General features: G+C 62.8%; 20 protein-coding genes. 16 read left to right on the top strand and 4 right to left on the bottom strand.

From position 1 onward, the window contains the following. Positions 1 to 126: 126 nt before the first annotated feature. Positions 127 to 291, top strand: a complete 165-nt coding sequence (locus MRBLMS1_RS29675) for a hypothetical protein (protein ID WP_456147939.1) — start codon at positions 127 to 129, stop codon at positions 289 to 291. Here MRBLMS1_RS29675 and MRBLMS1_RS29670 read toward each other — a convergent pair. The 3 genes from MRBLMS1_RS29670 to MRBLMS1_RS29660 form a co-directional block, all read right to left on the bottom strand. Further along, positions 288 to 1,136, bottom strand: coding sequence for an HDOD domain-containing protein (locus tag MRBLMS1_RS29670; RefSeq protein ID WP_485884001.1), 849 nt, complete (start codon positions 1,134 to 1,136; stop codon positions 288 to 290). The two genes, MRBLMS1_RS29675 and MRBLMS1_RS29670, sit on opposite strands and share 4 nt — an antisense overlap. A 152-nt stretch (positions 1,137 to 1,288) precedes the next feature. Continuing rightward, entirely contained in the window at positions 1,289 to 1,573 is a 285-nt protein-coding gene (locus tag MRBLMS1_RS29665) for a hypothetical protein (RefSeq protein ID WP_034745526.1), read from the bottom strand. 45 nt (positions 1,574 to 1,618) lie between these two features. After that, on the bottom strand, positions 1,619 to 2,053 hold the full coding sequence (locus tag MRBLMS1_RS29660) for a MarR family transcriptional regulator (RefSeq protein WP_181877996.1): 435 nt from the start codon (positions 2,051 to 2,053) through the stop codon (positions 1,619 to 1,621). A gap of 131 nt (positions 2,054 to 2,184) precedes the next feature. Here MRBLMS1_RS29660 and MRBLMS1_RS29655 point away from each other — a divergent pair, with 131 nt between their 5' ends. The 10 genes from MRBLMS1_RS29655 (at position 2,185) to MRBLMS1_RS29610 (ending at position 17,151) form a co-directional block, all read left to right on the top strand. Continuing rightward, the gene (locus tag MRBLMS1_RS29655; RefSeq protein ID WP_485883998.1) at positions 2,185 to 3,129 is read left to right on the top strand and encodes a GlxA family transcriptional regulator; all 945 of its coding nucleotides are present in this window, start codon (positions 2,185 to 2,187) and stop codon (positions 3,127 to 3,129) included. 140 nt (positions 3,130 to 3,269) lie between these two features. Continuing rightward, on the top strand, positions 3,270 to 4,511 hold the full coding sequence (gene astC, locus MRBLMS1_RS29650; RefSeq protein ID WP_034745535.1) for an acetylornithine/succinylornithine family transaminase: 1,242 nt from the start codon (positions 3,270 to 3,272) through the stop codon (positions 4,509 to 4,511). A gap of 94 nt (positions 4,512 to 4,605) precedes the next feature. Further along, entirely contained in the window at positions 4,606 to 5,637 is a 1,032-nt protein-coding gene (locus MRBLMS1_RS29645; RefSeq protein WP_485883996.1) for an arginine N-succinyltransferase, read from the top strand. Positions 5,638 to 5,650: 13 nt separating this feature from the next. Further along, positions 5,651 to 6,703, top strand: coding sequence for an arginine N-succinyltransferase (gene astA, locus MRBLMS1_RS29640; RefSeq protein ID WP_485883994.1), 1,053 nt, complete (start codon positions 5,651 to 5,653; stop codon positions 6,701 to 6,703). Next, entirely contained in the window at positions 6,696 to 8,186 is a 1,491-nt protein-coding gene (gene astD / locus MRBLMS1_RS29635) for a succinylglutamate-semialdehyde dehydrogenase (RefSeq protein WP_456147936.1), read from the top strand. Before astA ends, astD begins: the two co-directional genes overlap by 8 nt. A 20-nt stretch (positions 8,187 to 8,206) precedes the next feature. Further along, a complete protein-coding gene (gene astB, locus MRBLMS1_RS29630; protein ID WP_485883991.1) occupies positions 8,207 to 9,547 on the top strand; it encodes an N-succinylarginine dihydrolase in 1,341 nt (446 codons plus the stop codon). 151 nt (positions 9,548 to 9,698) lie between these two features. Continuing rightward, positions 9,699 to 14,426, top strand: a complete 4,728-nt coding sequence (locus MRBLMS1_RS29625) for an NAD-glutamate dehydrogenase domain-containing protein (protein ID WP_485883989.1) — start codon at positions 9,699 to 9,701, stop codon at positions 14,424 to 14,426. After that, positions 14,426 to 15,421: a succinylglutamate desuccinylase gene (locus tag MRBLMS1_RS29620; RefSeq protein ID WP_485883987.1), complete on the top strand. Its 996-nt coding sequence runs from the start codon at positions 14,426 to 14,428 to the stop codon at positions 15,419 to 15,421. Before MRBLMS1_RS29625 ends, MRBLMS1_RS29620 begins: the two co-directional genes overlap by 1 nt. 146 nt (positions 15,422 to 15,567) lie before the next feature. Further along, a complete protein-coding gene (locus MRBLMS1_RS29615) occupies positions 15,568 to 16,542 on the top strand; it encodes a DUF2167 domain-containing protein (RefSeq protein ID WP_485883985.1) in 975 nt (324 codons plus the stop codon). Between the two features lie 99 nt (positions 16,543 to 16,641). Next, positions 16,642 to 17,151, top strand: a complete 510-nt coding sequence (locus MRBLMS1_RS29610; RefSeq protein WP_485883983.1) for a DUF1993 domain-containing protein — start codon at positions 16,642 to 16,644, stop codon at positions 17,149 to 17,151. Positions 17,152 to 17,157: 6 nt separating this feature from the next. On the opposite strand, the gene MRBLMS1_RS29605 is transcribed toward MRBLMS1_RS29610, so the two are convergent. Then, positions 17,158 to 17,712 carry a glycine zipper 2TM domain-containing protein gene (locus MRBLMS1_RS29605; RefSeq protein ID WP_485883981.1) on the bottom strand — a complete coding sequence of 185 codons (555 nt, stop codon included), beginning with the start codon at positions 17,710 to 17,712 and terminating at the stop codon, positions 17,158 to 17,160. Between the two features lie 160 nt (positions 17,713 to 17,872). Between MRBLMS1_RS29605 and MRBLMS1_RS29600 the strand changes: the two genes are divergently transcribed. The 5 genes from MRBLMS1_RS29600 (at position 17,873) to MRBLMS1_RS29580 (ending at position 24,761) form a co-directional block, all read left to right on the top strand. Continuing rightward, a complete protein-coding gene (locus tag MRBLMS1_RS29600; RefSeq protein ID WP_485883980.1) occupies positions 17,873 to 18,985 on the top strand; it encodes an NADH:flavin oxidoreductase/NADH oxidase in 1,113 nt (370 codons plus the stop codon). Between the two features lie 161 nt (positions 18,986 to 19,146). Next, a complete protein-coding gene (locus tag MRBLMS1_RS29595) occupies positions 19,147 to 20,730 on the top strand; it encodes an ABC-F family ATP-binding cassette domain-containing protein (protein ID WP_485883978.1) in 1,584 nt (527 codons plus the stop codon). A 254-nt stretch (positions 20,731 to 20,984) separates the two neighbouring features. Continuing rightward, on the top strand, positions 20,985 to 21,443 hold the full coding sequence (locus MRBLMS1_RS29590) for a RidA family protein (RefSeq protein ID WP_034745569.1): 459 nt from the start codon (positions 20,985 to 20,987) through the stop codon (positions 21,441 to 21,443). 129 nt (positions 21,444 to 21,572) lie between these two features. Then, positions 21,573 to 23,003 carry an amino acid permease gene (locus MRBLMS1_RS29585; protein ID WP_485883975.1) on the top strand — a complete coding sequence of 477 codons (1,431 nt, stop codon included), beginning with the start codon at positions 21,573 to 21,575 and terminating at the stop codon, positions 23,001 to 23,003. Positions 23,004 to 23,288: 285 nt separating this feature from the next. Then, positions 23,289 to 24,761, top strand: a complete 1,473-nt coding sequence (locus MRBLMS1_RS29580; RefSeq protein ID WP_139090535.1) for an amino acid permease — start codon at positions 23,289 to 23,291, stop codon at positions 24,759 to 24,761. The last annotated feature ends 25 nt before the right edge of the window (positions 24,762 to 24,786 follow it).

Genomic DNA, 24,786 nt, shown 5'->3' with positions numbered 1-24,786 from the left:
CTCTTTCAGGACATCCCTAGCTTTGGACTTTACCCGCTTTCGAGCGGGTTTTTTTTTTGAATAGCAGCTTGATAAATTGATAATTGCTGCACAGATGGGGTACATCCCATTTCCAGCAGGTACGCCATGCTCATGCCACGCCATCCGAAACCCCTGTTGAGTACCAGGGCGGTCGCCATGCAAGTTGTCGAGCAAAAGCAGGGAACGCAGGCCATGGACAAGCATGTGCTGATCGTCGATACGCTCAAGCCAGCGGCACCGCCGCCGGTCGTCAAGAAGCCTGCAGCCTAGTGCACGAGCACCTTCAGCAGCGACTGCACTTCATCGTCCGATTCTTCCATGATGCTCGACAAGGTTGCATCGTCGCCGATCAGGCAATCGATGCTGCGTGCGGCGCGGGCGGCCCGCACGGTGATGGCGGCCGGGCTTTCGTTGAGCGGTGACGAGACGGGCGCCAGGTCATTTGCCAGCAGCAGGGTGTCGCCCAGCGATTCGGGCGGGATGGCGCGCAAGCCTTCCCACAGCGCATCAATGGCGCCCCTGACCGCTTCCGGCACCTTCAGTTTGGCCAGGACGCCGTGGCCGATGGCCTGTTCGCCATGTTCGACCCAGTCTTCCGGCTCGCCGTCGAGGATGCCGGGGAATTCGGCCGCGCGCGACAGCAGATAAAAGCCGCCCACTTCATGCATGATGCCGGCAAACAGGGCCGTATCGGGGTCCACCTTGGTGACGCGGCGGGCCAATACCTGCGACAGGGCCGCCACGTGGGCAGTATGCTCCCACAGCTGGTTGGCCTTCGCTTGCAGCACGGGATCGGTGATGGTGCTGCCCAGCTGGCGCACGATCAGCGACGCCACCACCGACTGCAGGGTACGCACGCCTAGCCGCTGCACGGCATTGCGCACGCTGGTGATTTCATTGCCGGAACGGTTGAACGCCACGGAATTGGCGATGGCCACCGTGCGCGCGGCCAGCAGCGGGTCAGCCTGCACCAGCTTGGCGGCGGCCTCGATATGGCAGTCGGGATCGGCCAGCGCCTCTTGCAGCTTGAGCGAAGCGTCCACATTGGCAGGAAAGGTCAGCTCGCCACGAGCGGCTTGTGCGGCGATGCTTTTAAAGGCGTCGAGTCTGTTCATTGAAAAAATTATACTCGCAATATTTCCGTACGGAACTTTTTAAGCATGATCTTTTCGCAAACAGCTTAGCAAAAGGCAAGCAAAGCCCCGTAAACGGAAAAAGGCATGCCACTTGATCAGCGGCATGCCCTTTTGGGATCATACGAGCGTTATCAGTCTGCTTCGCTAAAGATCGCGTCGCAGCCTTCAACGAGTTCATCGCTGTCTTCCAGCTCATCGGTCAAGCCCAGGTCGAACAGTTCCTCGACGGCGTTCATGAAGCTGTTGTGCTTGGTGGCGCCGATCAGGCGGTAGATTTCGCCGTCTTCGTTGCGCACGCCAATGATCAGTTTTTCCTGGCGTACCAGTTCCGGCGTGCTGGCGTTGAGCAGCAGATTGCCGATGATGTGTTTATCGAAATGAGCAGGCTTTTTGCCTTCGAGCAGTGAGGTTTTCAACTTGGTTTCCTTTGTCTTGTTTGAATGTCTGTGCTTGGTGTATGGTCAGCCGTGGCCGTTGGCAATGGCGTGCTTCAATCCTGCCAGCGTCGTTTCCAACCGCATGAAATCGTCTTCGGTATAGCCGTCGAACAGACGCTGGCCCTGCTTTGTCAGCTTGGGGAACACGTCCTGAAACACCTGCTCGCCCTCGCAGCTCAGGCGCACGTAATAGGAACGCTTGTCGCGTGGACAACGTTCGCGTATCACCAGCCCCTTTTGTTCCAGCCGGTCCACCACGCCCGTCAAAGTACCCTTGGTAATCAGGGTTTTCTGGCCCAGTTCCTTGTAGGACATGCCGGGGGTGTTGCCGAGCGTGGCAATGATGTCGAATTGCGCATGCGTCAAGCCGTACTGGCGCACGAAGTCGCTAGAAAACCGCTCGAAGCCTTGCATGCATTCGGCCAGCAGCCGGATACTTTTTAAATATCGTTCACCCATGGGAGTGATTATATCCTTCCGCTCCGCTTTTTTCCGCCGCGTCAGGATGCACCCTTGCATGAGGGGCGCGACGGGGCGGAAGTCCGGTATCATGTGGGCAACTCAGCCCTTGCCTTTGGTCCGCCTCGCCGATGTCCTTCGCTAATCTTTCCCGTATCGGCCTCGACAAACCGCTGCGTTTGCTGCTGGTCCATGCCGGCGACGCCGAGTCGATTACCTGGGCCGGCCTGGTACAGCCGCTGCGCCTGTGCGCGCGGGCGCTGGGGCCGGACGCACTGCAACTGGACGTGCGCACGCCGGAACAGGTGGCCGCGCAGGGCGGCAACTGGCATATCGCGCTGCTGGTGGCTGACGAGACGGAGGCGCCGCTGCGCGCCGAGCTGTGCCGGGCCGTGATCGAGCGCTGCCGTTCGGCGCCGTTCTGGGGCGGCGTGGGCGCGGCCGTGCTGTGGCTGGCCGACGCGGGTGTCATGGATGGCGTGCGCATCGCCTTGCCGTGGGCCTTGTACGCCGATGCGGAAGCGAAGGCCGAACGGGCCATCCTGACGCCGCATTTGTTCGACATCGACGGCCCGCACATCACCTGCTGCGGCGGCGCGGCCAGCATCGATTTTTCGCTGACCCTGATCGAAACCATCTTTGGCGCCGACGTGCAGGCGCTCGTCAAGGAAGCGCTGTGCGTGGACAAGGTGCGCGGCAAGGAAGAGCGCCAGAGGGTGGCCCTGCAGGCGCGCTTCGGCGTGCTGCAGCCCAAGCTTTCCGAGGCGGTGACCTTGATGGAAGCCAATATCGAGGAACCGCTGTCGACCGACGACATCGCCAGCCTGGTGGGCCTGTCGCGGCGCCAGCTCGAGCGGCTGTTCAAGCAATACCTGGGCAGCCTGCCATCGCGCTACTACCTGGAGCTGCGCCTGCAGCGCTCACGGCAACTGTTGCTCGATACACATTATTCCATTGTGCAAGTAGGCCTGATGTGCGGCTTTTCTTCCGGTTCGCACTTTTCCACGGCCTTTGGCACCCTGTTTGGCAATACCCCGCGCGAAGAACGCCAAAGAAAGCTGATGCCGTCTGTTTGATTAAAGCAAGCCCGGCTGTGATGAATTGTGAAAATCCTTGTCGCAGATTCAAAAGAGTTTTAGCATCCCGCTTTTTATAATGCAGTACACACGTAGCTGTCGTAGCTGCGGAGTACCTAACATATTGATGGGGAAATGCTATGAATGCCAAGCTTGATTCGACCGTAACGGCTCGTCCAGTCACCCGGGAAACCTTTGACCAGGTCCTCGTTCCTACCTACGCCCCTGCAGCCATGGTGCCCGTGCGCGGTTCCGGACTGGATCTGTGGGACCAGTCAGGCAAGCATTACCTCGATTTCACCTCCGGCATCGCCGTCAACAGCCTCGGTCACTGCCATCCTGCGCTGGTCGACGTGCTGACCAAGCAAATCAATAATTTGTGGCATTTGGGCAACGGCTACACCAACGAGCCTGTCCTGCGCCTGGCGCTGGCCCTGACGGAAGCGACTTTCGCCGACCGCGCCTTCTTCTGCAACTCGGGCGCGGAAGCCAACGAAGCGGCCCTGAAACTGGCGCGCAAGTACGCGCACACCAAGTTCGGCGCGCACAAGTCGCGCATCATCTCGTGCTTCAGCTCCTTCCACGGCCGCACCCTGTTTACGGTCTCCGTCGGCGGCCAGGCCAAGTATACGGAAGGCTTCGAGCCGCTGCCGCCATCGATCGACCACATCGCCTACAACGACATCGAAGCGGCGCGTGCCGCCATCGGCGATGACGTGTGCGCCGTGATCGTCGAGCCGGTACAAGGCGAAGGCGGCGTGGTGCCGGGCAATCCGGAGTTCCTCAAGGAGCTGCGCGCCCTGTGCGACAAGACGGGCGCCCTGCTGATTTTCGACGAAGTCCAGAGCGGCATGGGCCGCACCGGCGCCTTGTTCGCCTACATGGGCTACGGCGTCACGCCGGACATCCTGACGGCCGCCAAGGCCCTGGGCAATGGCTACCCGATCGGCGCCATGCTGACCACGAATGAACTGGCGCAAACGCTGGCCGTCGGCACCCACGGCACCACCTACGGCGGCAACCCGCTGGCCGCCACCGTGGCCCTGACCGTGCTGGACACGATCAACACGCCAGCGTTCCTGGCGCGTGTGAAAGAAGCGAGCGTCAACACCATCGCCATGCTGCAAGGCCTGATCACGGATTACCCGCAAGTGTTCTCCATCGTGCGCGGCAGCGGTTTGCTGCTGGGCCTGGTCGTCACCGATGCCTACAAAGGCCGCGCGAAAGACATCCAGAAAGCGGCCGAAGCGCAAGGCTTGATGGTGCTGATCGCCGGCATGGACGTGGTGCGTCTGGCGCCGGCCCTGATCGTCTCGGACGAGCAGATCGCCGAAGCGGGCCGTCTGCTGCGCGCCGCCATCGACGGCATGCTGAAAGCCTGAAGCTAGCCCCGCTCCCTGTTTGATCACCGGCCCGCCGCTTTGCTGCGGGCCGGCTTGGTTCTACCCCAGCATTGTCAGCATTGAAGGAGTACCCATGTATGTTGTCCGTCCGGTAGAAATTGCGGATATTGCAGCCCTCGAAGCGCTGGCCGCAGTCACCATGCCGGGTGTCCATACCCTGCCGAAGACGCGCGAAAAAATCGCCGCCTCCGTCGAGCGCTCCATCGCCTCGTTTGCCGCCCATGTCGACATCCCCAGCGAAGAATCGTATCTCTTCGTGCTTGAATCCCTGCTCGACAAGAGCATTGCCGGTACGGCCGCCATCTTTGCCTCGGCCGGCTCGAACGGCACCTATTTTTCCTTCCGCAACGACGTCATCCAGCAAGTCTCGCGCGACCTGAACATCAGCCACAGCGTGCATGCGCTGACCCTGTGCTCGGAGCTGACGGCGTACTCGCAGCTGTCCGGCTTCTATGTGCGCAACATGGAGCAGGCGGGCCTGGAAGCGGCCCTGCTGTCGCGCGCGCGGCTGCTGTTCGCCGTGCTGGCGCCGCACCGTTTCGGCGACCGTTTCTTCGTGCCGCTGGCCGGCATCACGGATGCCAACGGCCAGTCGCCGTTCTGGGATGCGCTGGGCCGCAAGTTCTTCCAGATGGATTTCCTCGATGCCGAAAAAGTCATCGGCGGTGCGCGCAACCGCACCCTGATCGTCGAACTGATGCCGCATTACCCCGTGTACGTGCCGCTGCTGCCCGGCGACGCGCAGGCGGCCATGGGCCAGATCCACCCGAGCGGCGAACTGGCGTTCAATCTGCTGACGGAAGAAGGCTTTGAAGCCGACGATTACATCGACATCTTCGATGGCGGCCCGATCCTGCAGGCGCACAAGCATGCGCTGCGCTCGTTTACGGGCTCGCTCACGCGCCGCGTCGTCGCAGGCGTCACGCCCAGCCGCACGGGCATGAAAGTCAATTATGCGGTCGCTTCCGGCGCCGAGCGCAATTTCCGCGCCGTGACCTTCGCCTGCGATGCGCTCGAAGCGCAGGACACCATCGGTTTGCCGGCGGACCTGCTCGAGGCGCTGGCCGTGGCCGAAGGCGACAGCGTCATTTGCGTGCGTATCTAAGGGAGTCAATTTTATGCTAGTAGTACGCGCCATCAACGCCAATGACCTCGATGCCCTGTATGGCCTGGCCAGCCAGGTCGGCACCGGCATGACCACCCTCAAGCCGGACATGAAAATGCTGGGCGACCGCCTGGCCATCGCCTGTGCTTCGTTCGCCGAAACTATCCCGCCCGAAAAGCGCGACTACATGTTCGTCATGGAAGATACCGACACGGGCCGCCTGGCCGGCGTGTGCGCCATCAAGGGCGCCGTGGGTCTGGACGAACCGTTCTATAACTACCGCATCGGCACCCTGGTCCATTCCAGCCGCGAGCTCGATGTGTTTACGCGCATGGAAACCCTGTACCTGTCGAACGACCTGACGGGCAGCACGGAACTGTGCTCGCTGTTTCTGCACCCCGATTACCGCAGCGGCAACAACGGCAAGCTGCTGTCGAAAAGCCGTTTCCTGTTCATCGCCCAGTTCCCGCAGCTGTTCACGGAAAAGCTGATCGCGGAAATGCGCGGCTACCAGGCACCGGACGGCAGCTCGCCATTTTATGAAGGCCTGGGCCGCCACTTCTTCAAGATGGATTTCCACCATGTCGACGACTTGACGAGCCTGGGTAAAAAATCGTTCATCGCCGAACTGATGCCGCGCCAGCCCATGTACGTGGCCTACCTGCCCGACGAAGCGCAGGAAGTCATCGGCAAGGTGCATCTGAGCACGGCGCCCGCGCGCCGCCTGCTGGAACAGGAAGGCTTGCACTTCGAAGGCTATGTCGATATTTTCGACGCCGGTCCCGTGCTGCAGGCGCGCGTCTCGGAACTGCGCGCCATGCGCGACAGCATGCCGGCCGTGCTCGACGCCGAGGCTGCGCCGGAAGTGTGCGGCGATGCCGCCCAGGCCGAGCCTTACCTGGTGTCGAACACCGACCTGAAAGATTTCCGTATGATCGTCACCAGCGCCAATCCGCATAGCGGCAAGATCGCGCTCGATGACGATGAACTGCATCTGCTGCGCTGCAATCACGGCGATACCGTGCGCACCTTGTCACTCAACCCGAGGAAGCATCCCCATGTCTAACGTATTGAATCCATCTACCGCAGCATCGAACTTCATCAACGGCGCCTGGCTGCCAGGCACGGGCCGTGAACTGGTCACCATCGATCCGTCGAACGGCAAGCAGACCTGGGCCAGCCTGGAAGCGACGGAGAACGAAGTCGAACAGGCGTGCCAGGCCGCGCGCGCCGCTTTCGAAGCGTGGGCCGACACGCCCGTCGACGAGCGCATCGCCATCTGCGTGCGCTTTCGCGAGCTGCTGAAGGAGCATGCGGAAGCGCTGGCGCTGCTGATCTCGGAAGAAGTGGGCAAACCGCTGTGGGAGTCGCGCACGGAAGTGGCCACCATGGCCAACAAGATCGATATCTCGGTGCAGTCGTACAACGCGCGCACGGGTATCACGCAAAGCAAGATCGCCGATGGCGACGCCGTGCTGCGCCACCGTCCGCATGGCGTGTTCGGCGTCTTCGGACCATACAATTTCCCCGGCCACCTGCCGAACGGCCACATCGTGCCGGCCCTGATCGCCGGTAACACCATCGTCTTCAAACCGAGCGAATATGCGCCGCGCACGGCCATCAAAACCGTGCAGCTGTGGCAGCAGGCGGGCTTGCCGAATGGCGTCGTCAACCTCGTCAACGGCGGACGCGACACGGGCGTGGCGCTGGGTGCCAATCCACACCTCGACGGCGTGCTGTTTACGGGTTCGTGCCAGACGGGCATCAGCCTGCACCGCCAGTTCGGCGGCCAGCCGGGCAAGATGCTGGCGCTGGAAATGGGCGGCAACAACGCCCTCGTCGTGTGGGACGTCAAGGATGTCGATGCGGCCGTGCATCACGCGATCTTCTCCGCCTTTGTCTCGGCCGGCCAGCGCTGCACCTGCGCGCGCCGCCTGGTGGTGCAGGATAACGCCGCCGGTGCTGCCTTCGTTGCGCGCCTGGTGGAAGTGGCCGCAAAACTGGGTATCGGCGCTTCCGACGCCCAGCCGCAGCCGTTCATGGGCCCAGTGGTATCGAGCGCCGTGGCAAAACGCCTGGTGCAGGCGCAGGCGGACATGGTCGCCAAGGGCGGCACCACCTTGCTGCAGATGCGCCAGTTGAATCCCGAGGCGGGCTTTGTGACGGCCGGCATCGTCGACGTGACCAATGCTGCCGGCATCCCCGACGAAGAGTGGTTCGGCCCGCTGCTGCAAGTGGTTCGCGTGGCCGATTTCAATGCGGCCCTGAAGGTGGCCAATGCCACGGAATTCGGCCTGGCTGCGGCGCTGTTGTCCGACGATCCGGCCCTGTGGCAAACGTTCCAGACGCGCGCGCGCGCCGGCATCGTCAACTGGAACCGTCCGACCACGGGTGCGGCCAGCACGGCGCCGTTCGGCGGCATCGGCAAATCGGGCAACCACCGCCCGAGCGCCTATTACGCGGCCGATTACTGCGCCTACCCGGTTGCTTCGATCGAGAACGGCGCGCTGGAAATGCCGGCCAAGCTGTCGCCCGGCCTGAATTTTTAAATTTTAAGGACATGCCTCCCATGCACAGCACGCGCGAATACAATTTTGACGGCCTGGTCGGGCCATCGCATAACTATGCGGGACTCTCGTTCGGCAACGTGGCCTCGTTCAGCAATGTGAAAAGCGCTTCGAATCCGAAGCAGGCCGCCTTGCAGGGCCTGGCCAAGATGCGCGCCCTGGCCGCGCGCGGCTTTGCGCAAGCCTTGCTGCCACCGCAGGACCGGCCCAATTTCCGCCTGCTGCGCTCCATCGGTTTCACGGGCACGGACGCAGAGGTGCTGGCGCGCGCCTACAAGGAATCCCCGGTGATCCTGGCCTGCGCCTATTCCGCCTCGCCCATGTGGACGGCGAATGCCGCCACGGTCAGCCCGTCGGCCGATACGCACGATGGCCGCGTGCATTTCACGGCCGCCAACCTGAATAACAAGCTGCACCGCGCCTTCGAGCACGCACAGTCGGCGCGCAGCCTGCGCGCCATTTTCAGCGACGACAGGCACTTCGCCGTGCACGATGCGCTGCCGTCGACACCGGCCTTCGGCGACGAGGGCGCGGCCAACCACACGCGCCTGGGCGCGAGCCACGGCGCGCCATCGGTGGAATTGTTCGTGTATGGTCGCGTGGAGTTCGATCCGTCCGCGCCATCGCCGAAGCGCTATCCGGCGCGCCAGACCCTGGAAGCGTCGCAAGCCGTGGCGCGACTGCATGGCCTGGACGCGAAGCGCACCGTGTACGTGCAGCAGAACCCGGACGTGATCGACCAGGGCGTGTTCCATAACGACGTCATCGCCGTCGGCAACGGCAATGTGCTGTTCTATCACGAGCAGGCGTTTGCCGATGAAGAAGCAAGCCTGTCGCAGCTGCACCGCGCCGTCGCCGCCACGGGTGCGCAACTGGATGCGCTGCGCGTGGACACGGGCCAGGTGCCGATCCAGGATGCGGTGACCAGCTATCTGTTCAACAGCCAGCTGCTGACGAAAGAGGGCGGCAAGATGGCGCTGGTGATACCGCAGGAATGCCAGGAAAACCGTGCCGTCTCGCGCTACCTGGAAGGCCTGGTGGCCAGCGGTGGTCCCATCGATGAACTGATACATTTCGACCTGCGCCAGAGCATGCGCAATGGCGGCGGGCCCGCCTGCCTGCGTTTGCGCGTGGCCCTGACGGAGACCGAGGAACGCGCCATGCACCAGGGCGTGATCATGACGGAAACGCTGTACCATCGGCTGGTGCAGTGGGTGGAAAAACACTACCGCGACCATCTGGAGCCGGGCGACCTGGCCGATCCGCAGCTGGCGCTGGAAGTGCATGCGGCGCTTGAAGAATTGACGATCATCCTCAACTTACCTGGATTGTACGACTTGTAGGCGATAGAAAAACACACAGAACATCCGAGACAACTATCCGTAGCACAGACAGAATTGGACGGGCGACCCCCGTCTCTTGACACCGCTGCCGCCCAGCCACAAGCCCGAACGACAGCGTTGGACATTCACATTACCGTAATGGAGATGCAAGATGAATCACACGCCACAAGATTTGCGTACACAAACGCTGGAGTTGATTAACGCGGCTGGCAATGCAGGCAAGGCGGCAGCGCCTGTCGTGCAGCTGGTGCAGGCATGGCTCGACTCGCTCGACGCCGAAGACCTGGCCGATATCGCGCCCGACAGCCTGGCGCCCGTGCTGGTCGACGGTTTCACGCAAGCGGCCAAGCGCACGGGCAACGGCTGCCAGATCGCCACCCTGCGTTATGCGGATGGCCGTGGCGGCATGGCGAGCGCCTTGCTGATCCTGAACGAAGACATGCCTTACCTGGTCGACTCCATCGTCATGGCCATGCGCCGCCAGCACCTGGCCGTGCGCGGCGTGATGAACACTGTGCTGCCCGTGCGCCGCGCCGCTGACGGCAGCGTCGAAGCGGTGCGCCAGCCGGGCGACCCGCTCGAATCGTATGTGCTGGTGCTGCTCGACGAAGAGCTGGCGCCGGAAGCCCTGGCCGCGCTGGTCGCCGCCCTGGAGACGGTTGCGCGCGACGCCGCCGTCGTACGCCGCGATGCCGCCGCCATGAGCGAGCGCCTGGCCGCCGTCGCCACGGCGGCATCGCAGCATGGCGAAGAAGGCGCGGAAGTGGCCGCCTTCCTGGAATGGGCCCGCAGCGGCGGCTTTGAAGTCTTCGGCTATGCCTATTACCGCGTCAAGCCGGGCGTGCGCGAACTGGAACGCGACATTCCTAGCCGTGTCGGCGTGCTGCAGGATACGGCGCACCCCGTCTACGGCACCTGCCTGGCGAATATCCCGGGCGACTTCGACACCCTGGCCAAGCGCGACTCGGCGCTGTCCATCGTCAAGGCCGACGTGGCGGGCACTTTGCACCGCGACCAGCAGCTCGATTTCATCGGCGTGCGCGACATGGATGCGCAAGGCGCGATCCTGGGCGAGCATTGCTTCGTCGGTCTGTTTACCCGCGCCGGCAATTCCACCCCGCTGGCGGCGCTGCCGTTTGCGCGCGGCCGCGTGGCCAAGGTACTGAGCCTGGCCGGCGTGCGCCAGCAAGGCTTCCGTGCCGAGAAATTCCGCGAAATCCTTGAGTCCTTGCCGCGCACGGAAGCGCTGGAAGCGGATCTCGACTGGCTGGCGCAAGTGTGCGGTTCCGTCGTTTCGCTGTACAAGCAGCCGCGCACCAAAGTTTTTGCACGCCGCGACGTGTATGCGCGCCACCTGAACGTGCTGGTCTACCTGCCGCGCGAGCGCTACAGCGCCAGCGTCGCTTCGAGCCTGGCAAAAGCCCTGCAAGCCAGTTCCGGCGCCACGCACGTGAGCATGCAAACCCTGGTGGCCGACGGTCCTCTGGCGCGCGTCTACCTGATCGCCCACGCCGCGCGCTACCCGCTGGACCTGGAAACGGACATCGAACAGCCGCTGCTGAGCGTGCTCGACGGCTGGCATAACGGCTTTGCCGCCGTGGCCGATGCCGTGCCCGACGTGGCTCTGCGCACCAGCCTGCGCAAACTGTGCGCTACTTTACCGCTTGATTACGTGGCCGCCACCGCGCCGGCAGTCGCCTTCCGCGACCTCGACACCATCCTGCGCAATACGGATCCATCGCACGTGGCCGTGCGCATCGAGATGGGCGCCGTCACCACGATTCGTTTGTACTCGGCCAACAAGGTGCCGCCGTTGTCGACCATCCTGCCGGCGCTGCACAACGCGGGCGTGGCCATCGACCGCGAACAGGCATACTCGGTTTCGCTGGCCGACGGCACGCGCTATTTCGTCACCAGCCTGACGGTCGATGCCGCCAGCGCGGCGAAACTGGCGCAGCCATCCGTCGTCGCCGTGGCGCAGGAGTTGTTTGCTTCCCTGTTCAACGACACGGCCGAAGATGGCCGTTTGAATGGCCTCGTTATCGAAGGCGGCCTGTCGACGCGCGAAGTGCAGCTGGTGCGCGCCTATACCAGCTACTGGCGCCAGACGGGCAGCCGCTTCTCGGTGCGCTACATCGCCGAGAGCCTGCGCAAGCAGCCGGCCCAGGTCAAAGCCCTGGTGGAGGCCTTCCTGCAGCGCTTCGATCCTTCGCTGTCCGACGCGCAGCATGCGGCGGCCCTGGAAAGCATCGCCGCCATCAAGGCCGGCCTGCCATCCGTGAACCATGCCGATACCGAGGAAATTCTCGGTGCGCTGGCCGACCTGATGGCCGCCACCCTGCGCACCAGCTACTTCCAGAACAATCAACAAGGCGACAAGATCATCTTCAAGTTCGACACCAGCAGCCTGGCGCTGGTGCCGGAACCGCGTCCTTACCGCGAGATTTTCGTCTTCTCGCGCCGCTTCGAAGGCGTGCACCTGCGCGGCGGCCCTGTCGCCCGTGGCGGCTTGCGCTGGTCCGACCGCATGGAAGACTACCGCACGGAAGTGCTGGGTCTGGTGAAAGCGCAGATGGTCAAGAATGCCGTCATCGTGCCGGCCGGCGCGAAGGGCGGTTTTGTCTGCAAGATGATGCCGAAAGACGCCGTGCGTGAAACCATCGCGGCTGAAGGCGAAGCCGTCTACCGCCTGTTCATTTCCAGCCTGCTGGAAGTGACGGACAACCGCTCGCTGGGCAATATCGTCCCACCAGTCGATACCGTGTGCTTCGATGACGCCGATCCGTATCTGGTGGTGGCGGCCGACAAGGGCACGGCCACGTTCTCGGACATCGCCAACGGCATCGCCGTGCAGCGCGGTTTCTGGCTTGGCGACGCGTTTGCCTCGGGCGGCTCGAATGGCTACGACCACAAGAAACTGGGCATCACCGCCAAGGGCGCGTTCGAAGCCGTGAAGCGCCATTTCTATGAAATGGACCACGATCTCAATACCACCCCGATCACCATGGTCGGCGTGGGCGACATGTCGGGCGACGTGTTCGGCAATGGCGTATTGCTGTCGCGCCAGCTGAAACTGGTGGCCGCGTTCGACCACCGCCACATCTTCCTCGACCCGACACCGGACGTCGCCGTCTCGTTCGACGAGCGCGCGCGCCTGTTCGCCTTGCCGCGCTCCTCGTGGGACGACTACAACAAGGAGCTGATCTCGGCAGGCGGCGGCGTGTATCCACGTACCGCCCGCAGCATCGAACTGTCGCCGCAGATCCGCGCCGCGCTCGATATCGCCGAGACCTCGCTGCCGCCGGAAGAACTGATGCACCGTATCCTGAAGTCGCCCGTGGACCTGTTCTACAACGGCGGCATCGGCACCTACATCAAGGCGTCGACGGAGACCCACGCGCAAGTGAAGGACCGCGCGAATGACCACATCCGCGTCAGCGGCAATGAGCTGCGCGTAAAAGTCGTGGCCGAAGGCGGCAATCTCGGTGCGACGCAGGCGGGCCGTATCGAGTTCGCGCTGGCCGGCGGCCGCATCTTCACCGATGCGATCGACAACTCGGCCGGCGTGGATTGCTCGGACCATGAAGTGAACGTGAAAATCTGGCTGGACGTGGAAGTCAACGCGGGCAAGCTGACGGAAGAAGAACGCAACCGCGAGCTGTATGCGATGACGGACGACGTCGAGCGCCTGGTCTTGCGCGACAACACGCAGCAGACGCATTTGCTGGTGCGCGAGCTGCAGGCGCAAAGCGAAAGCGCCGTGCAGGATGGCTATGCCGCCCTGATCGCCAGCCTGGAAGAAGAGGGCGCGCTGTCGCGCGATCTCGAGCAGCTGCCGTCGGTGGCCGAACTGGCACGCCGCAAGAGCGACGGTCGTGGCCTGACCACGCCGGAACTGGCGGTGGTGATCGCCAACGTGAAGAACCGCTTCAAGCGCATCCTGTCCGCCTTGCCGTTGACCGGCGAAACGTGGGCCGAGCCGGTGCTCAAGCCGTACTTCCCATCGTTGCTGGTGGAAACCCGTTCGGCGCTCGACCATCCGCTGGCCAACGCCATCCTGGCGACCGTGCTTGCCAATGAAGTGATCAACCGCTGCGGCCCGCTGATGATCCGCAACCTGGCGGCGGAACACGGCGTGGACGAATCGACCGTGATCCTGGCCTGGGGCCAGGCATGGGTGGCGCTGAACCTGGCGCCCGTGTTCGACGCGCTCGATGCGGATGCCTTGACGATTCCACGCGACGTGTCGATCAAGGTCGACGCGCAAACGCGCGTGCTGCAGCAAACGATGATCGCCGGCGTGCTGTCCGTACCGGCCGAGCAATTGCGTGGTGCCGGTCTGGCCGAACTCACGCGCCTGTTTGGCGCGGAATCGAAACGCGAGCTGTTGAAAGCCGTCGGCATCAAGTCGGAAGCGGCGCTGGTGCCGGGCTTGACGCCGGCCTTCGTGCAGGCGTGGGATGCGGTCGACGCGCTGGAAGTCGTCGCCGGCTTCCTGTTCCCGGCCCTGTCCGTGGCGCGTCCTGCTTCGATGGACCTGGCTTCCTTCCTGCAAGTGGGCCTGGCCCTGCGCAGCCAGGCGGGCATCGATACGCTGGAACGTGGCCTGAAGCTGGCCGCGCAAGGCAAGTCGCAAGAACAGTTGCGCAACTACGCGCAGCAAGCGCTGCGCCGCACGCAACAGCGTCTGCTGACGCAGGTGCTGGCCCGCGCCGAGCAAGGCAATGCCGGCCAGGCAGTCGATGCCGTGACGGGCGCGCTGGGCCTGTCGGCCTATGTGGCGGCGACGGAACTGGAGCAAGCCATGCTGGACGTGTGGACCTTGTCGGAAGCCGTGAATAAAATCACGGCGAAAACCCCAGCGGAAGCGGCGGTGTAATGACGCAAAAAGTAACGCAGGTAGTAACACCGGTAGTGCAGGCGCTGGCGCAGGCCGATTTCAGCGGCGTGGCCCAGTTGTTTTCGGACGCCGGTTTCACGGTGGCCTTGCCGGCGCCCGGCATGCTGCAAGTCGTCAAACCGGGAGCCGGCCGCGCCAGCGTGGCCGTCTCGGTGGGCGTGCATGGCGACGAGACGGGACCGATCGAAGTGCTGGCGCATCTGCTCGACGCCTTGTCGCGCGATGCATCGAAGCTGGCCGTCGACCTGCTCGTTTGCGTGGGCAATGTCGATGCGATCCGGGCCGGCAAGCGTTTCATCGACGCTGACCTCAATCGCATGTTCCGCCCCGTACGGGGCAGCCTGGCGCAAGCGGCGGAAAGCGCGCGCGCCGATGAAATGATCGCCGCGACAACAGCGTTCTTTGAAGCGGCCGGTCCCGTGCGCTGGCACCTGGATTTGCACACGGCCATCCGGCCGTCTGTGTACCCCACGTTTGCCATCGTGCCGGACCTGGTGGCCGACGACGCCAAGGCACAGCTGATCGATTGGCTGGGCCAGGCGGCCATCGGCGCCATCATCATGAACCCGCAGTCGGCCGGCACGTATAGTTATTATTCGGCCGAGCATTTCGGCGCGGCCGCCAGCACGGTGGAACTGGGCCGCGTGGGCACCCTGGGGCAGAACGATCTGTCCCTGTTCGACGACGTGTCGCGGGCGCTCGACGGCTTGCTGCGCGGCTTGCCTGCGCAGCCCGTCAAGGCAGCGCCGCACGTGTTCAAGGTGGCACAGGAAATCATCAAGCACAGCGATGAATTCCGCATGGCTTTTGACCGCAGCACGCAGAATTTCACGTCCTTGCCGCAGCACGCCGTGATCGCCAGCGATGGCGACCATGTGTACACGGTGCGGCACGCGGAAGAGCTGGTGGTGTTTCCCAACCCGGACGTGCGCGTGGGCTTGCGCGCGGGACTGATGGTGGTGCGCGTGTCCTGATCTTCAAGCCATGCACAGCAGCAGGCGCCAGCCGGGGAAACCCGTCTGGCGCTTTTTTTATGGAAAAAATGCCACATAGAAATAATTATCCATTAAGCAATCAATTGATTTAAAATATTTGCCCTTTGCAATTTTTTGGACCGATCATGTTGAAACGCCTGCTGACAGCCTTGCTGTGCCTGACCCTCTCCGGCCTGACGGCTGCCGCCCCTGCCGAAGAGAAGGCAGCCGCAACGGAAATGACGGCCGAGCAATTCCTCGCCCAGTTGCACCTGCAGCGCGGCAAGATCACCCTGCCGGGCGGTATCGCCACCCTGGATTTGCCCGCCAGCTTCCGTTATTTGTCGCCGACGGACGCCGAGCGCGTGCTGGTCGAGGCCTGGGGCAATCCGCCGGGCATGGAATCGCTGGGCATGATCGTGCCCGCCAAGACCAGCGTGCTCGAGCGTGACAGCTGGGGCGTGGTGGTGACGTATGAAAAGGAAGGGCATATCAAGGATGACGATGCGGACAGCATCCAATACGACGAATTGCTCAAGGATATGCAGGCGTCCGTGCTGGAAAATAATGCGGAGCGCAAGAAGCAGGGCTATCCCGGCATCCATCTGATAGGCTGGGCGGAAAAACCCAGCTATGCCAAGGATACGCACAAGCTGTACTGGGCCAAGGATTTGATGGTCGATGGCGGCGAGCACTCGCTGAACTACAACGTGCGCGTGCTGGGCCGTGAAGGCGTGCTGAACCTGAATGCGATCGCCAGCATGCAGCAGATCGCCACGATCAAGAAAGAGATGCAGCAAGTGACGGCGTTCACGGAATTTACCGACGGTAACCGCTACACGGATTTCGACAGCAAGACGGACAAGGTGGCCGAGTACGGCCTGGCGGCGCTGGTGGCCGGCGGCGTGGCCAGCAAGCTGGGCCTGTTTGGCAAACTGCTGGCGCTGCTGCTGGCCTTCAAGAAAGTGCTGCTCCTGGCCGTCGTGGGCGGCGGGGCGGCCATCGTCAAGTTTTTCACTGGCAAGCGCAAGGAGAAGCCGGCGCCGCAGCCACTGCCGCAGGCAGAGCCGGCGGAACAGCCCGGTCATGCGCCCGATGGCAAGGTGAATCTGGAAAAGTAGGATGAACTGAGCCGATCCGTGCGCCGGCGCACATGCGCGCGCTGTCCGAAAACAGCGCCTCGGGTACACTGGCTCATCGTTCACTATCAGGAGTCCGCCATGTCCGTGTCCATGTATCAGGCAACCATTCCCGTCTTCATCCGCGGCTTGCGGGTCGTCTCGTCTCTGCTGGAAAAAGCGCAAGCCCACGTGGAGGAAGATGGCATCGTGCCCGATATTTTACTGGGCGCGCAGCTGGCGCCCGACATGCTGGATTTGACGGCGCAGGTGCAGCGCGCCAGCGATACGTCGAAGATGTCGGTTGAACGCCTGAGCGGCGTGCCGGCGCCGAAATTTGAAGATAACGAAGCGTCGTTCGAGCAATTACAGGAACGCATCGCCAGCACCATCGCCTACATCGACAGCGTGAATGCGGGCCAGATGGCGGGCAGCGCGCAGAAGGAAGTCGTGCTGAACTGGACGGACGAGGGGACGAAATTCTCGGGCGATGATTACCTGCTCAGCTTTGCCTTGCCGAACTTTTATTTCCACGTTTCCATGATCCACGCCATCCTGAGAAACAATGGCGTGGCCGTGGGCAAGCTTGACTATCTGGGACCGTACGACTGAGACTGATTATTGCTGCGGCTGCTGTTGAACTTGATTCTGTACCGCATTGCCCAGCATGCCGCCGCCGATCACGCCGGCCACCGTCGCCAGCGCCTTGCCGCGGCCGCCACCGACCTGATTGCCGATCAAGCCGCCGATGACGGCGCCCGTGCCGATGCCCACGTAGTTCGGTTGTGCTGGTGCCGGCGCAGGCACTGGCTGCGGCTGGCGTACGGGTTCGCGGTAGGCTGTGTCGCGGTAGCCATCGTTGTTGTCATTGTAGGCAGGGCGCGCTTGCGCCACTTGCGTGTGGTGCACGACGCGCTTGTGCACGACAGGCGCCGGGGCTGGTGCCGGGGCGGCTTGCGCGACGACAGGCGCGGCTACCGGTGCAGTCGCGGGCGCTGCCAGGGCAGCGGCGCCGGCCGGCGTCATGGCGGCCACGTCGGCAGGCACATTCGCCCGCGAATTGGGCAGGATGCCGGCGATGGACGCCGCGCCGACCAGGCACAGGACCGTCACGGAAATGGCGGCGCCGGCCATCAAAGGGTGGATGCGGCTGGCGGTAGTCGTCGTGTTCATGTGTTCTCCTGGGGTGGTACTGCGGGTGTTATTGATGTGTCCAGATTAGCGGCCTCGCCTGTCCAAGGCTAGCCCTTGCGCTGTATCAAACGTAAGCAGGTGTAAGCCGCGTTTTTCAAAGCACAGTAGAATCGGTGCTTCCCCTTTTCCGGAGTGCGCCATGAGCCAGTTATTCACGCCGTATGCCTTGGGGCCGCTGCTGGTGAACAACCGCATCGCCATCGCGCCCATGTGCCAGTACTCGGCCGACAACGGCAACGCCACCGACTGGCACATGATCCACCTGGGCCATTTGGCCCTGTCCGGCGCGGGCTTGCTGATGACGGAAGCGACGGCTGTCTCGCCCGAGGGACGCATCTCGGCTGAAGACCTGGGCCTGTGGTCGGATGCGAATCAAGCTGCGCTGGCCAAGGTGGTGCAGGCCATCCGCCGCCACGCACCGATTCCTCTGGTCGTGCAGCTGGGCCACGCGGGACGCAAGGCGTCGAGCCGCGCGCCCTGGCAGGGCGGTGCTTGCGTGCACCTGGCCGAAGGCGGCTGGCAAACGGTGGCGCCGTCCGCCATTGCCCATGCACCGGGCGAAACCGTGCCGATCGCCCTCGACGAGATGGGCTTGCTGCAAATCAAGGGCGCCTTTGTGGCGGCCGCCCAGCGCGTGCATGCGCTCGGCATCGAGGGCATCGAATTGCATGCGGCGCACGGTTATCTGCTGCACCAGTTTTTGTCTCCGCTGTCCAACCAGCGTACGGATGCGTATGGCGGCAGCCTGGAAAACCGCATGCGTTTTCCGCTGGAAGTTGTTGAAGCCGTGCGCGCCGCCGTGCCGGCCGACATGGCCGTGGGTGTGCGCATTTCCGCCACGGACTGGGTCGAAGACGGCTGGGAAATCGAGCAAAGCGTGCGTTTCGCGCAGGAACTCAAGCAGCTGGGCGCCGACTTCATCCACGTCTCCAGCGGCGGCATTTCGCCGCAGCAGCAAATTCCCGTGGGTCCCGGCTACCAGGTGGCGTTTGCCGAACGTATCAAGCGCGACAGCGGTTTGCCCACGATCAGCGTGGGCTTGATCACGGAAGCGCAGCAGGCGGAGGACATCATCGTCAACGGCCAGTCCGACATGGTGGCGCTGGCGCGCGCCATCCTGTTCGACCCGCGCTGGCCCTGGCATGCGGCGGCCCAGCTGGGCGCGCAAGTGCCGGCGCCGCCGCAGTACTGGCGCTCGCAGCCGCGTGAATTCAAGAACCTGTTCGGCGACACGACCTTGGGGCAGCGCTGACAAGCCTGCTCTGTTACACTGGCGCTTCTTTCCCATTTCTCCAGGACGCTTCGACATGCGCCATTGATACTGCCGTGCTGTGCACGGCCTCGCCCATCCCGCCACAGCGCCATTGCGCCGCGCGGGTTCGCCAGCCCTGTCTGCACGTACAAGGAGTATCCATGCCCGCATTACTACAACTCGACCGTCTTTCCTTTGTGCTGCCCGATGGCCGCGCTCTGTTTTCCGATTTGCAATTTGCTTTTGCCCCGCAACGTATCGGCCTCGTCGGCGATAACGGCGTGGGCAAGAGTGTGCTGGCGCGCCTGCTGGCGGGCCAGGCGCAACCGTCTTCCGGCGCCGTGCGCTGTGACAGCCGCGTGCATTACGTGGCGCAGGAACTCGATCCTGAGCGCTATCCCACCGTGGCGGCGCTCGCTGGCGTGACCAGCTTGCTGGCCGCGCTGGCGCGCATTGCCGAAGGCAGCGTCGATGAGGCCGATTACGCGCTCGTGGGAGAGCGCTGGGATGCCCACACCCGTTTGCGCCAGGCGCTCGATGCGCTCGATTTGCGCCATGTGGATGCCGACACGCCAACGGCCAGCCTGAGCGGCGGCGAACGCCAGCGCATCGCCCTGCAGGGCGCCTGGCTGTCGCAGGCGGACTGGCTGGTGCTCGATGAACCGAGCAACCATCTCGACGTACAGCAGCGCGCCCGCCTGGTGGCGCAGATGGCGCGCTGGCCGGGTGGCTTGCTGCTGGTCAGTCATGACCGCGGCTTGCTCGAGCACGTCGATGCAATCGTCGAGCTGTCTAGCCAGGGCTTGCGCAGCTATGGCGGCAATTACGCGATGTATGCGCAGCAGCGCGCGCTGGAACAGGCCGGTTTTGCAGCCGCCCTGCAGGCGGAAAAGGCGGGCGCCAGACGCGAACAGCGCGACGCGCAGCAGCAGGCCGAACGCCAGCAGAAACGGGTGGTGCGTGGTGAGCGCGAGGGCCGCGAAGGCAATCAAAGCAAGCTGCTGCTCGACGCACGCAAGGAGAAAAGCCAGGATAGCCAGGGCAAGCTGCGCCTGCGCGCGCAAGAGGCGCAGCAGGCGCGCCAGCAAAGGGTGATGGACGCCAGCGCCCGCTGCGCGCCCGAGGCTGAACGGCTGTTGCTGGCGCCCGACAGTGCCGTGCCGAACGGCAAGCTGATCCTGGAACTGCGCGACCTGGTCTTGCCCTATGGCCAGGTGCAGCCTGTGAGCTTGGTCATCAGCGGCCCGCGCCGCCTGGCCGTGACGGGCAATAATGGCAGCGGCAAGTCGACCCTGCTGCGCGTGATCGCCGGACAACTGGCGCCCGCCAGCGGCGAGGTACTGTGCCATGCGCGGGTGGCGTGGCTGGACCAGCATGCGGGGCTGCAAGACGGCGAATGGAGCGCGGTGCAGCGCTTGCAGGAACGCAATACCACGATGGCGGAAGGGGACTTGCGCACGCGGCTGGCGCTGCTGGGCATTGCCGGCGCACGCGCCACCATGCCCAGCCGTTTGCTCAGCGGTGGCGAGCGCATGAAGGTGGCGCTGGCGGCCGAGCTGTATGCGCAGGCGCCGCCGCAACTGTTGCTGTTAGACGAACCCGACAATCATCTGGACCTGGCCAGCCTGCAGGCGCTGGAGCAGATGCTGCTGCAATATCGGGGCGCGTTACTTGTGGTTTCGCACGACCAGGCATTTCTGGATGCGATAAACCTTGACCCCGAGGGCTTGACATTGCACAAGTGACAATTTAATGAAAAAAGTCACGCTCGATGCCTGTAGAGCATGCTTCATGAACTGATGCTGAATTTTGTTTGATTGTCGGTATAATCCACTGAATAACCGGGCCTATTTGTGAACTAAAACTGCTGGTTCACCAATATGATGACGTTTAATCTGGCACTGTTGTCGGTCACTACCGCGCTGCCAGGGCGTCATCCTGCGTGCCCTGCCGTGCATGAATTCTGGTTTCGCTTATATTGTTTTCTTGGAGAAATAGCATGTCGTTTTACGAAAAACTCAAGGCCCTCAACATTGAACTGCCAGTCGTTGCCGCGCCAGCCGCCGCCTACGTGATGCATGCGCGCACGGGCAATACCGTCTTCCTGTCCGGCCACCTGGCCAAGAAGGATGGCAAGGTCTGGGTTGGTCAACTGGGCAAGGACGTCACGACGGAAGAAGGCAAGATCGCTGCACGCGGCATCGCCATTGAACTGATCGCCACCCTGCAAGACGCCTGCGGCGGCGACTTGAACAAGGTCAAGCGCATCGTCAAGGTCATGAGCCTGGTCAATTCCACCTCCGAATTCACGGAACAGCACTTGGTGACCAATGGCGCCTCGGAACTGTTCGTCGAAGTCTTCGGCGACAGCGGCAAGCACGCGCGCTCCGCCTTCGGCGTGGCGCAAATCCCGCTGGGCGCTTGCGTCGAGATCGAGCTGATCGCCGAACTGGCCTGACGCCGTAGCCTGACCACATGAGCATGCCGGCGCTTGCCGCCGGCGCGCCCTTTCTTCCTTTCCAGCAAGAGCGGAACCGCCATTGGGGTGGAGGGATCGGTGTATTCAAGAAAAAAACGGAGACACGTAATGAAAACGAGTGAACAAGGCTTGCACCGCGGCCTGGGTGAGCGGCAGATCCGCCTGATGGCGCTGGGCGCCGCGATTGGCGTGGGCCTGTTTTTGGGTTCCGGTAACGCCATCAAGATGGCCGGTCCCGGCATCATGCTGTCGTACATCATCGGTGGCGCGGTCATCTTCATGATCATGCGCGCGCTGGGTGAAATGGCGGTGCACAATCCCGTGGCCGGCTCCTTCAGCCGCTATGCCCAGGATTATCTGGGTCCTTTGCAAGGCTATCTGACGGGCTGGAACTACTGGTTCCTGTGGCTGGTCACGTGCGTGGCGGAAATTACCGCCGTCGCCATCTACATGGGCATCTGGTTCCCCGACACGCCGCGCTGGATCTGGGCCTTGGCGGCCCTGGGTTCCATGGGCGCGATCAACCTGCTGGCCGTGAAAGCCTACGGCGAGTTCGAGTTCTGGTTCGCCCTGATCAAGGTCGTCACCATCATCCTGATGATCATCGGCGGCACGGGCATGATCGTCTTCGGTCTGGGCAACGATGGCGTGGCCGTCGGTATCTCGAACCTGTGGACGCATGGCGGCTTCTTCCCGAATGGCGCGCAAGGCGTATTGATGTCGCTGCAGATGGTGATGTTTGCCTACCTGGGCGTGGAAATGATTGGCCTGACGGCTGGCGAAGCGGCCAACCCGAAGAAATCGATCCCAGACGCCATCAATTCCGTGTTCTGGCGCATTTTGATTTTCTATGTCGGCGCCTTGTTCGTCATCCTGTCGATCTACCCATGGAATGAAATCGGCACCACCGGCAGCCCCTTCGTCATGACGTTCGAACGTCTGGGCATCAAGACGGCGGCCGGCATCATCAACTTCGTCGTGCTGACGGCAGCCTTGTCGTCGTGCAATGGCGGCATCTTCAGCACGGGCCGCATGCTGTACAACCTGGCGCTGCAAGGCCAGGCGCCGAAGGCGTTTGCGGAAACGACGGCCAGCGGTGTACCGCGCCGCGCCATCCTCGTGTCCGTCTTCGCGCTGCTGCTGGGTGTGCTGCTGAACTACCTGGTGCCTGAAAAAGTGTTTATCTGGGTCACCTCGATTTCCACCTTCGGCGCCGTCTGGACCTGGGGCGTGATCCTCGTCACGCAGATCCAGTTCCGCAAGACCTTGACGCCGCTGGAAATCAAGAACCTGGCCTTCCGCATGCCGTTCGCACCGTATGGTTCCTGGATTTCGCTCGCTTTCCTGGCGCTGGTGATCGGCCTGATGGCGTATTTCCCCGATACGCGCATCGCCCTGATGGTGGGACCAGCCTGGCTGATCCTGCTGACGGTGCTGTACTACGTGCTGGGCCTGGCGCCGAAAGAGGGCCGCGACGACGTGCCGCAAGGCTACGAGGCAGGCTGGTCGCCGGCTGATGCGCCGCACGGCAAGAAGTAATTCAGCTGAACTGAGCTGAACCAGAAGCGCGCCCCTGCCCTGCAGCGGCGCGCTTTTTCTTTCATAGAAGCAATATCTTCTTCGCCAGCACTCTTGCGTGTTTGATGGCGCACGCCTGGCGTTGTTTCCATGCATCAAAGTTCTGTTTGGCTGAGCCGGTGAAAGCCCTATAATCGCTTAGTTTTGAAAATGGACGCGATCTTTCCGGTTTTTTGCCAGGTAGGGCCGGAGCGCTATTTGTTTTTACCCGTCATACGAATATGTGTGCCTCATAAAGGAATATTAGTGAGCCAAACCCTGGTCCAGAAAATTTGCCGCACCAAGCCGATCGATACCACGGTCGAATATGGTGAAGGCCTCAGCAGCAGTGGCTTGAGCCGGTCCATCGGCCTGTTTTCCCTCACCATGATCGGCGTCGGCGCCACCATCGGCACGGGCATTTTCTTTACCATGGTCGAAGCCGTGCCCAAGGCGGGCCCATCGGTCGTCCTGTCTTTCCTGATCGCCGCCATCACGGCCGGCCTGACGGCCTTGTGCTATGCGGAGCTGTCGTTCCGCATCCCCGCCTCCGGCTCCTCGTATTCGTTTGCCTACGCCACCGTCGGCGAGTTTCTTGCCTTCATCATGGCCGCCTGTTTGCTGCTCGAATACGGCTTGGCGGGCAGTGCCGTGGCCATCGGCTGGTCGTCCTACCTGAACAACTTCCTGGAAAATGCGTTTGGCTGGCACATACCCGAGATGCTGCGCACGCCGATGATCGTTTCCGGCCCGCATGGCATGGAATTTCACGCCGGCCACATCAACCTGCCGCCGATCTTTTTGATCTGCATGTGCGGTTTCCTGCTGTTGCGTGGCGCCAAGGAATCGGCGCTGATGAACGCCATCATGGTCATCATCAAGCTGTCCATCCTCGTATTCTTCATTGCCATTGCCTTTTCCGGTTTCAACGCCGACAACTTCGTGCCCTTCTTCAATACCGACAATAGCAAGGGCTTTGCCGGCATGACGGGCGTAACGGCCGCGGCCGGCACCGTCTTCTTCTCCTTCATCGGCCTCGATACGGTGGCGACGGCGGGCGACGAAGTGAAAGACCCCAAGCGCAATGTGCCGCGCGGCATCCTGTATGGCTTGCTGATCGTCACCGTGTTCTATCTGCTGGTGGCCGTGGCCGCCCTCGGTGCGCAACAGGCGAAATTGTTCGAAGGCCAGGAAGCGGGCCTGGCGGTGATCCTGCAAAACGTGACGGGCAAGACCTGGCCCGCGCTGGTGCTGTCGGCCGGCGCCGTCATTTCCGTCTTCAGCGTGACCCTGGTGACGATCTATGGCCAGACGCGCATCCTGTTTGCCGTCAGCCGCGACGGCCTGATCCCGAAATCGTTCCAGAAGATCCACCCGCGCACCCTGGTGCCGGTCAGCAATACCATCATCGTTTGCCTCGTCGTGGCCGTGGTGGCGGGTTCCATCGATGCGACTTACCTGTGGGACATGGTCAGCATCGGCACCCTGACGGCTTTCATGGTGGTGTCGATCGCCGTGCCCGTGCTGCGCCACAAGCAGGGCGCGAACCGCATCGAAGGCTTCAGCGTGCCGTTCGGCCCGTATGTGATTCCCGGCCTGAGCGTACTCGCCTGCCTGTACATCATGCGCGATTTGCCGCATACGACGTTTGTCGTGTTTAGTATCTGGATGGCGGTGACGGTGGCCATTTACTTCTTGTACAGCATGCGGCATTCGCACCTGGGCAAGAAGGCCCGCTAATGCAGTCTGTTCCATCCAAAACCGC

Source organism: Massilia sp. LMS1-1-1.1, assembly GCF_040815535.1.
GTDB classification, from domain to species: Bacteria; Pseudomonadota; Gammaproteobacteria; order Burkholderiales; family Burkholderiaceae_D; genus Janthinobacterium; species Janthinobacterium aestuarii.
Note: the sequence above shows the minus strand (reverse complement) of the source record. Positions and strands in the feature narration are given on the sequence as shown.

Excerpts from the sequence above, each read along its gene's own strand:
- astA (WP_485883994.1), top strand. The coding sequence starts at position 5,651 with ATGCTAGTAGTACGCGCCATCAACGCCAATGACCTCGATGCCCTGTAT.
- MRBLMS1_RS29610 (WP_485883983.1), top strand. The coding sequence starts at position 16,642 with ATGTCCGTGTCCATGTATCAGGCAACCATTCCCGTCTTCATCCGCGGC.
- MRBLMS1_RS29675 (WP_456147939.1), top strand. The coding sequence starts at position 127 with ATGCTCATGCCACGCCATCCGAAACCCCTGTTGAGTACCAGGGCGGTC.
- MRBLMS1_RS29655 (WP_485883998.1), top strand. The coding sequence starts at position 2,185 with ATGTCCTTCGCTAATCTTTCCCGTATCGGCCTCGACAAACCGCTGCGT.
- MRBLMS1_RS29585 (WP_485883975.1), top strand. The coding sequence starts at position 21,573 with ATGAAAACGAGTGAACAAGGCTTGCACCGCGGCCTGGGTGAGCGGCAG.
- MRBLMS1_RS29660 (WP_181877996.1), bottom strand. The coding sequence starts at position 2,053 with ATGGGTGAACGATATTTAAAAAGTATCCGGCTGCTGGCCGAATGCATG.
- MRBLMS1_RS29670 (WP_485884001.1), bottom strand. The coding sequence starts at position 1,136 with ATGAACAGACTCGACGCCTTTAAAAGCATCGCCGCACAAGCCGCTCGT.
- MRBLMS1_RS29595 (WP_485883978.1), top strand. The coding sequence starts at position 19,147 with ATGCCCGCATTACTACAACTCGACCGTCTTTCCTTTGTGCTGCCCGAT.
- MRBLMS1_RS29590 (WP_034745569.1), top strand. The coding sequence starts at position 20,985 with ATGTCGTTTTACGAAAAACTCAAGGCCCTCAACATTGAACTGCCAGTC.
- MRBLMS1_RS29645 (WP_485883996.1), top strand. The coding sequence starts at position 4,606 with ATGTATGTTGTCCGTCCGGTAGAAATTGCGGATATTGCAGCCCTCGAA.
- MRBLMS1_RS29625 (WP_485883989.1), top strand. The coding sequence starts at position 9,699 with ATGAATCACACGCCACAAGATTTGCGTACACAAACGCTGGAGTTGATT.
- MRBLMS1_RS29600 (WP_485883980.1), top strand. The coding sequence starts at position 17,873 with ATGAGCCAGTTATTCACGCCGTATGCCTTGGGGCCGCTGCTGGTGAAC.
- MRBLMS1_RS29615 (WP_485883985.1), top strand. The coding sequence starts at position 15,568 with ATGTTGAAACGCCTGCTGACAGCCTTGCTGTGCCTGACCCTCTCCGGC.
- astC (WP_034745535.1), top strand. The coding sequence starts at position 3,270 with ATGAATGCCAAGCTTGATTCGACCGTAACGGCTCGTCCAGTCACCCGG.
- MRBLMS1_RS29605 (WP_485883981.1), bottom strand. The coding sequence starts at position 17,712 with ATGAACACGACGACTACCGCCAGCCGCATCCACCCTTTGATGGCCGGC.
- MRBLMS1_RS29620 (WP_485883987.1), top strand. The coding sequence starts at position 14,426 with ATGACGCAAAAAGTAACGCAGGTAGTAACACCGGTAGTGCAGGCGCTG.
- astB (WP_485883991.1), top strand. The coding sequence starts at position 8,207 with ATGCACAGCACGCGCGAATACAATTTTGACGGCCTGGTCGGGCCATCG.
- astD (WP_456147936.1), top strand. The coding sequence starts at position 6,696 with ATGTCTAACGTATTGAATCCATCTACCGCAGCATCGAACTTCATCAAC.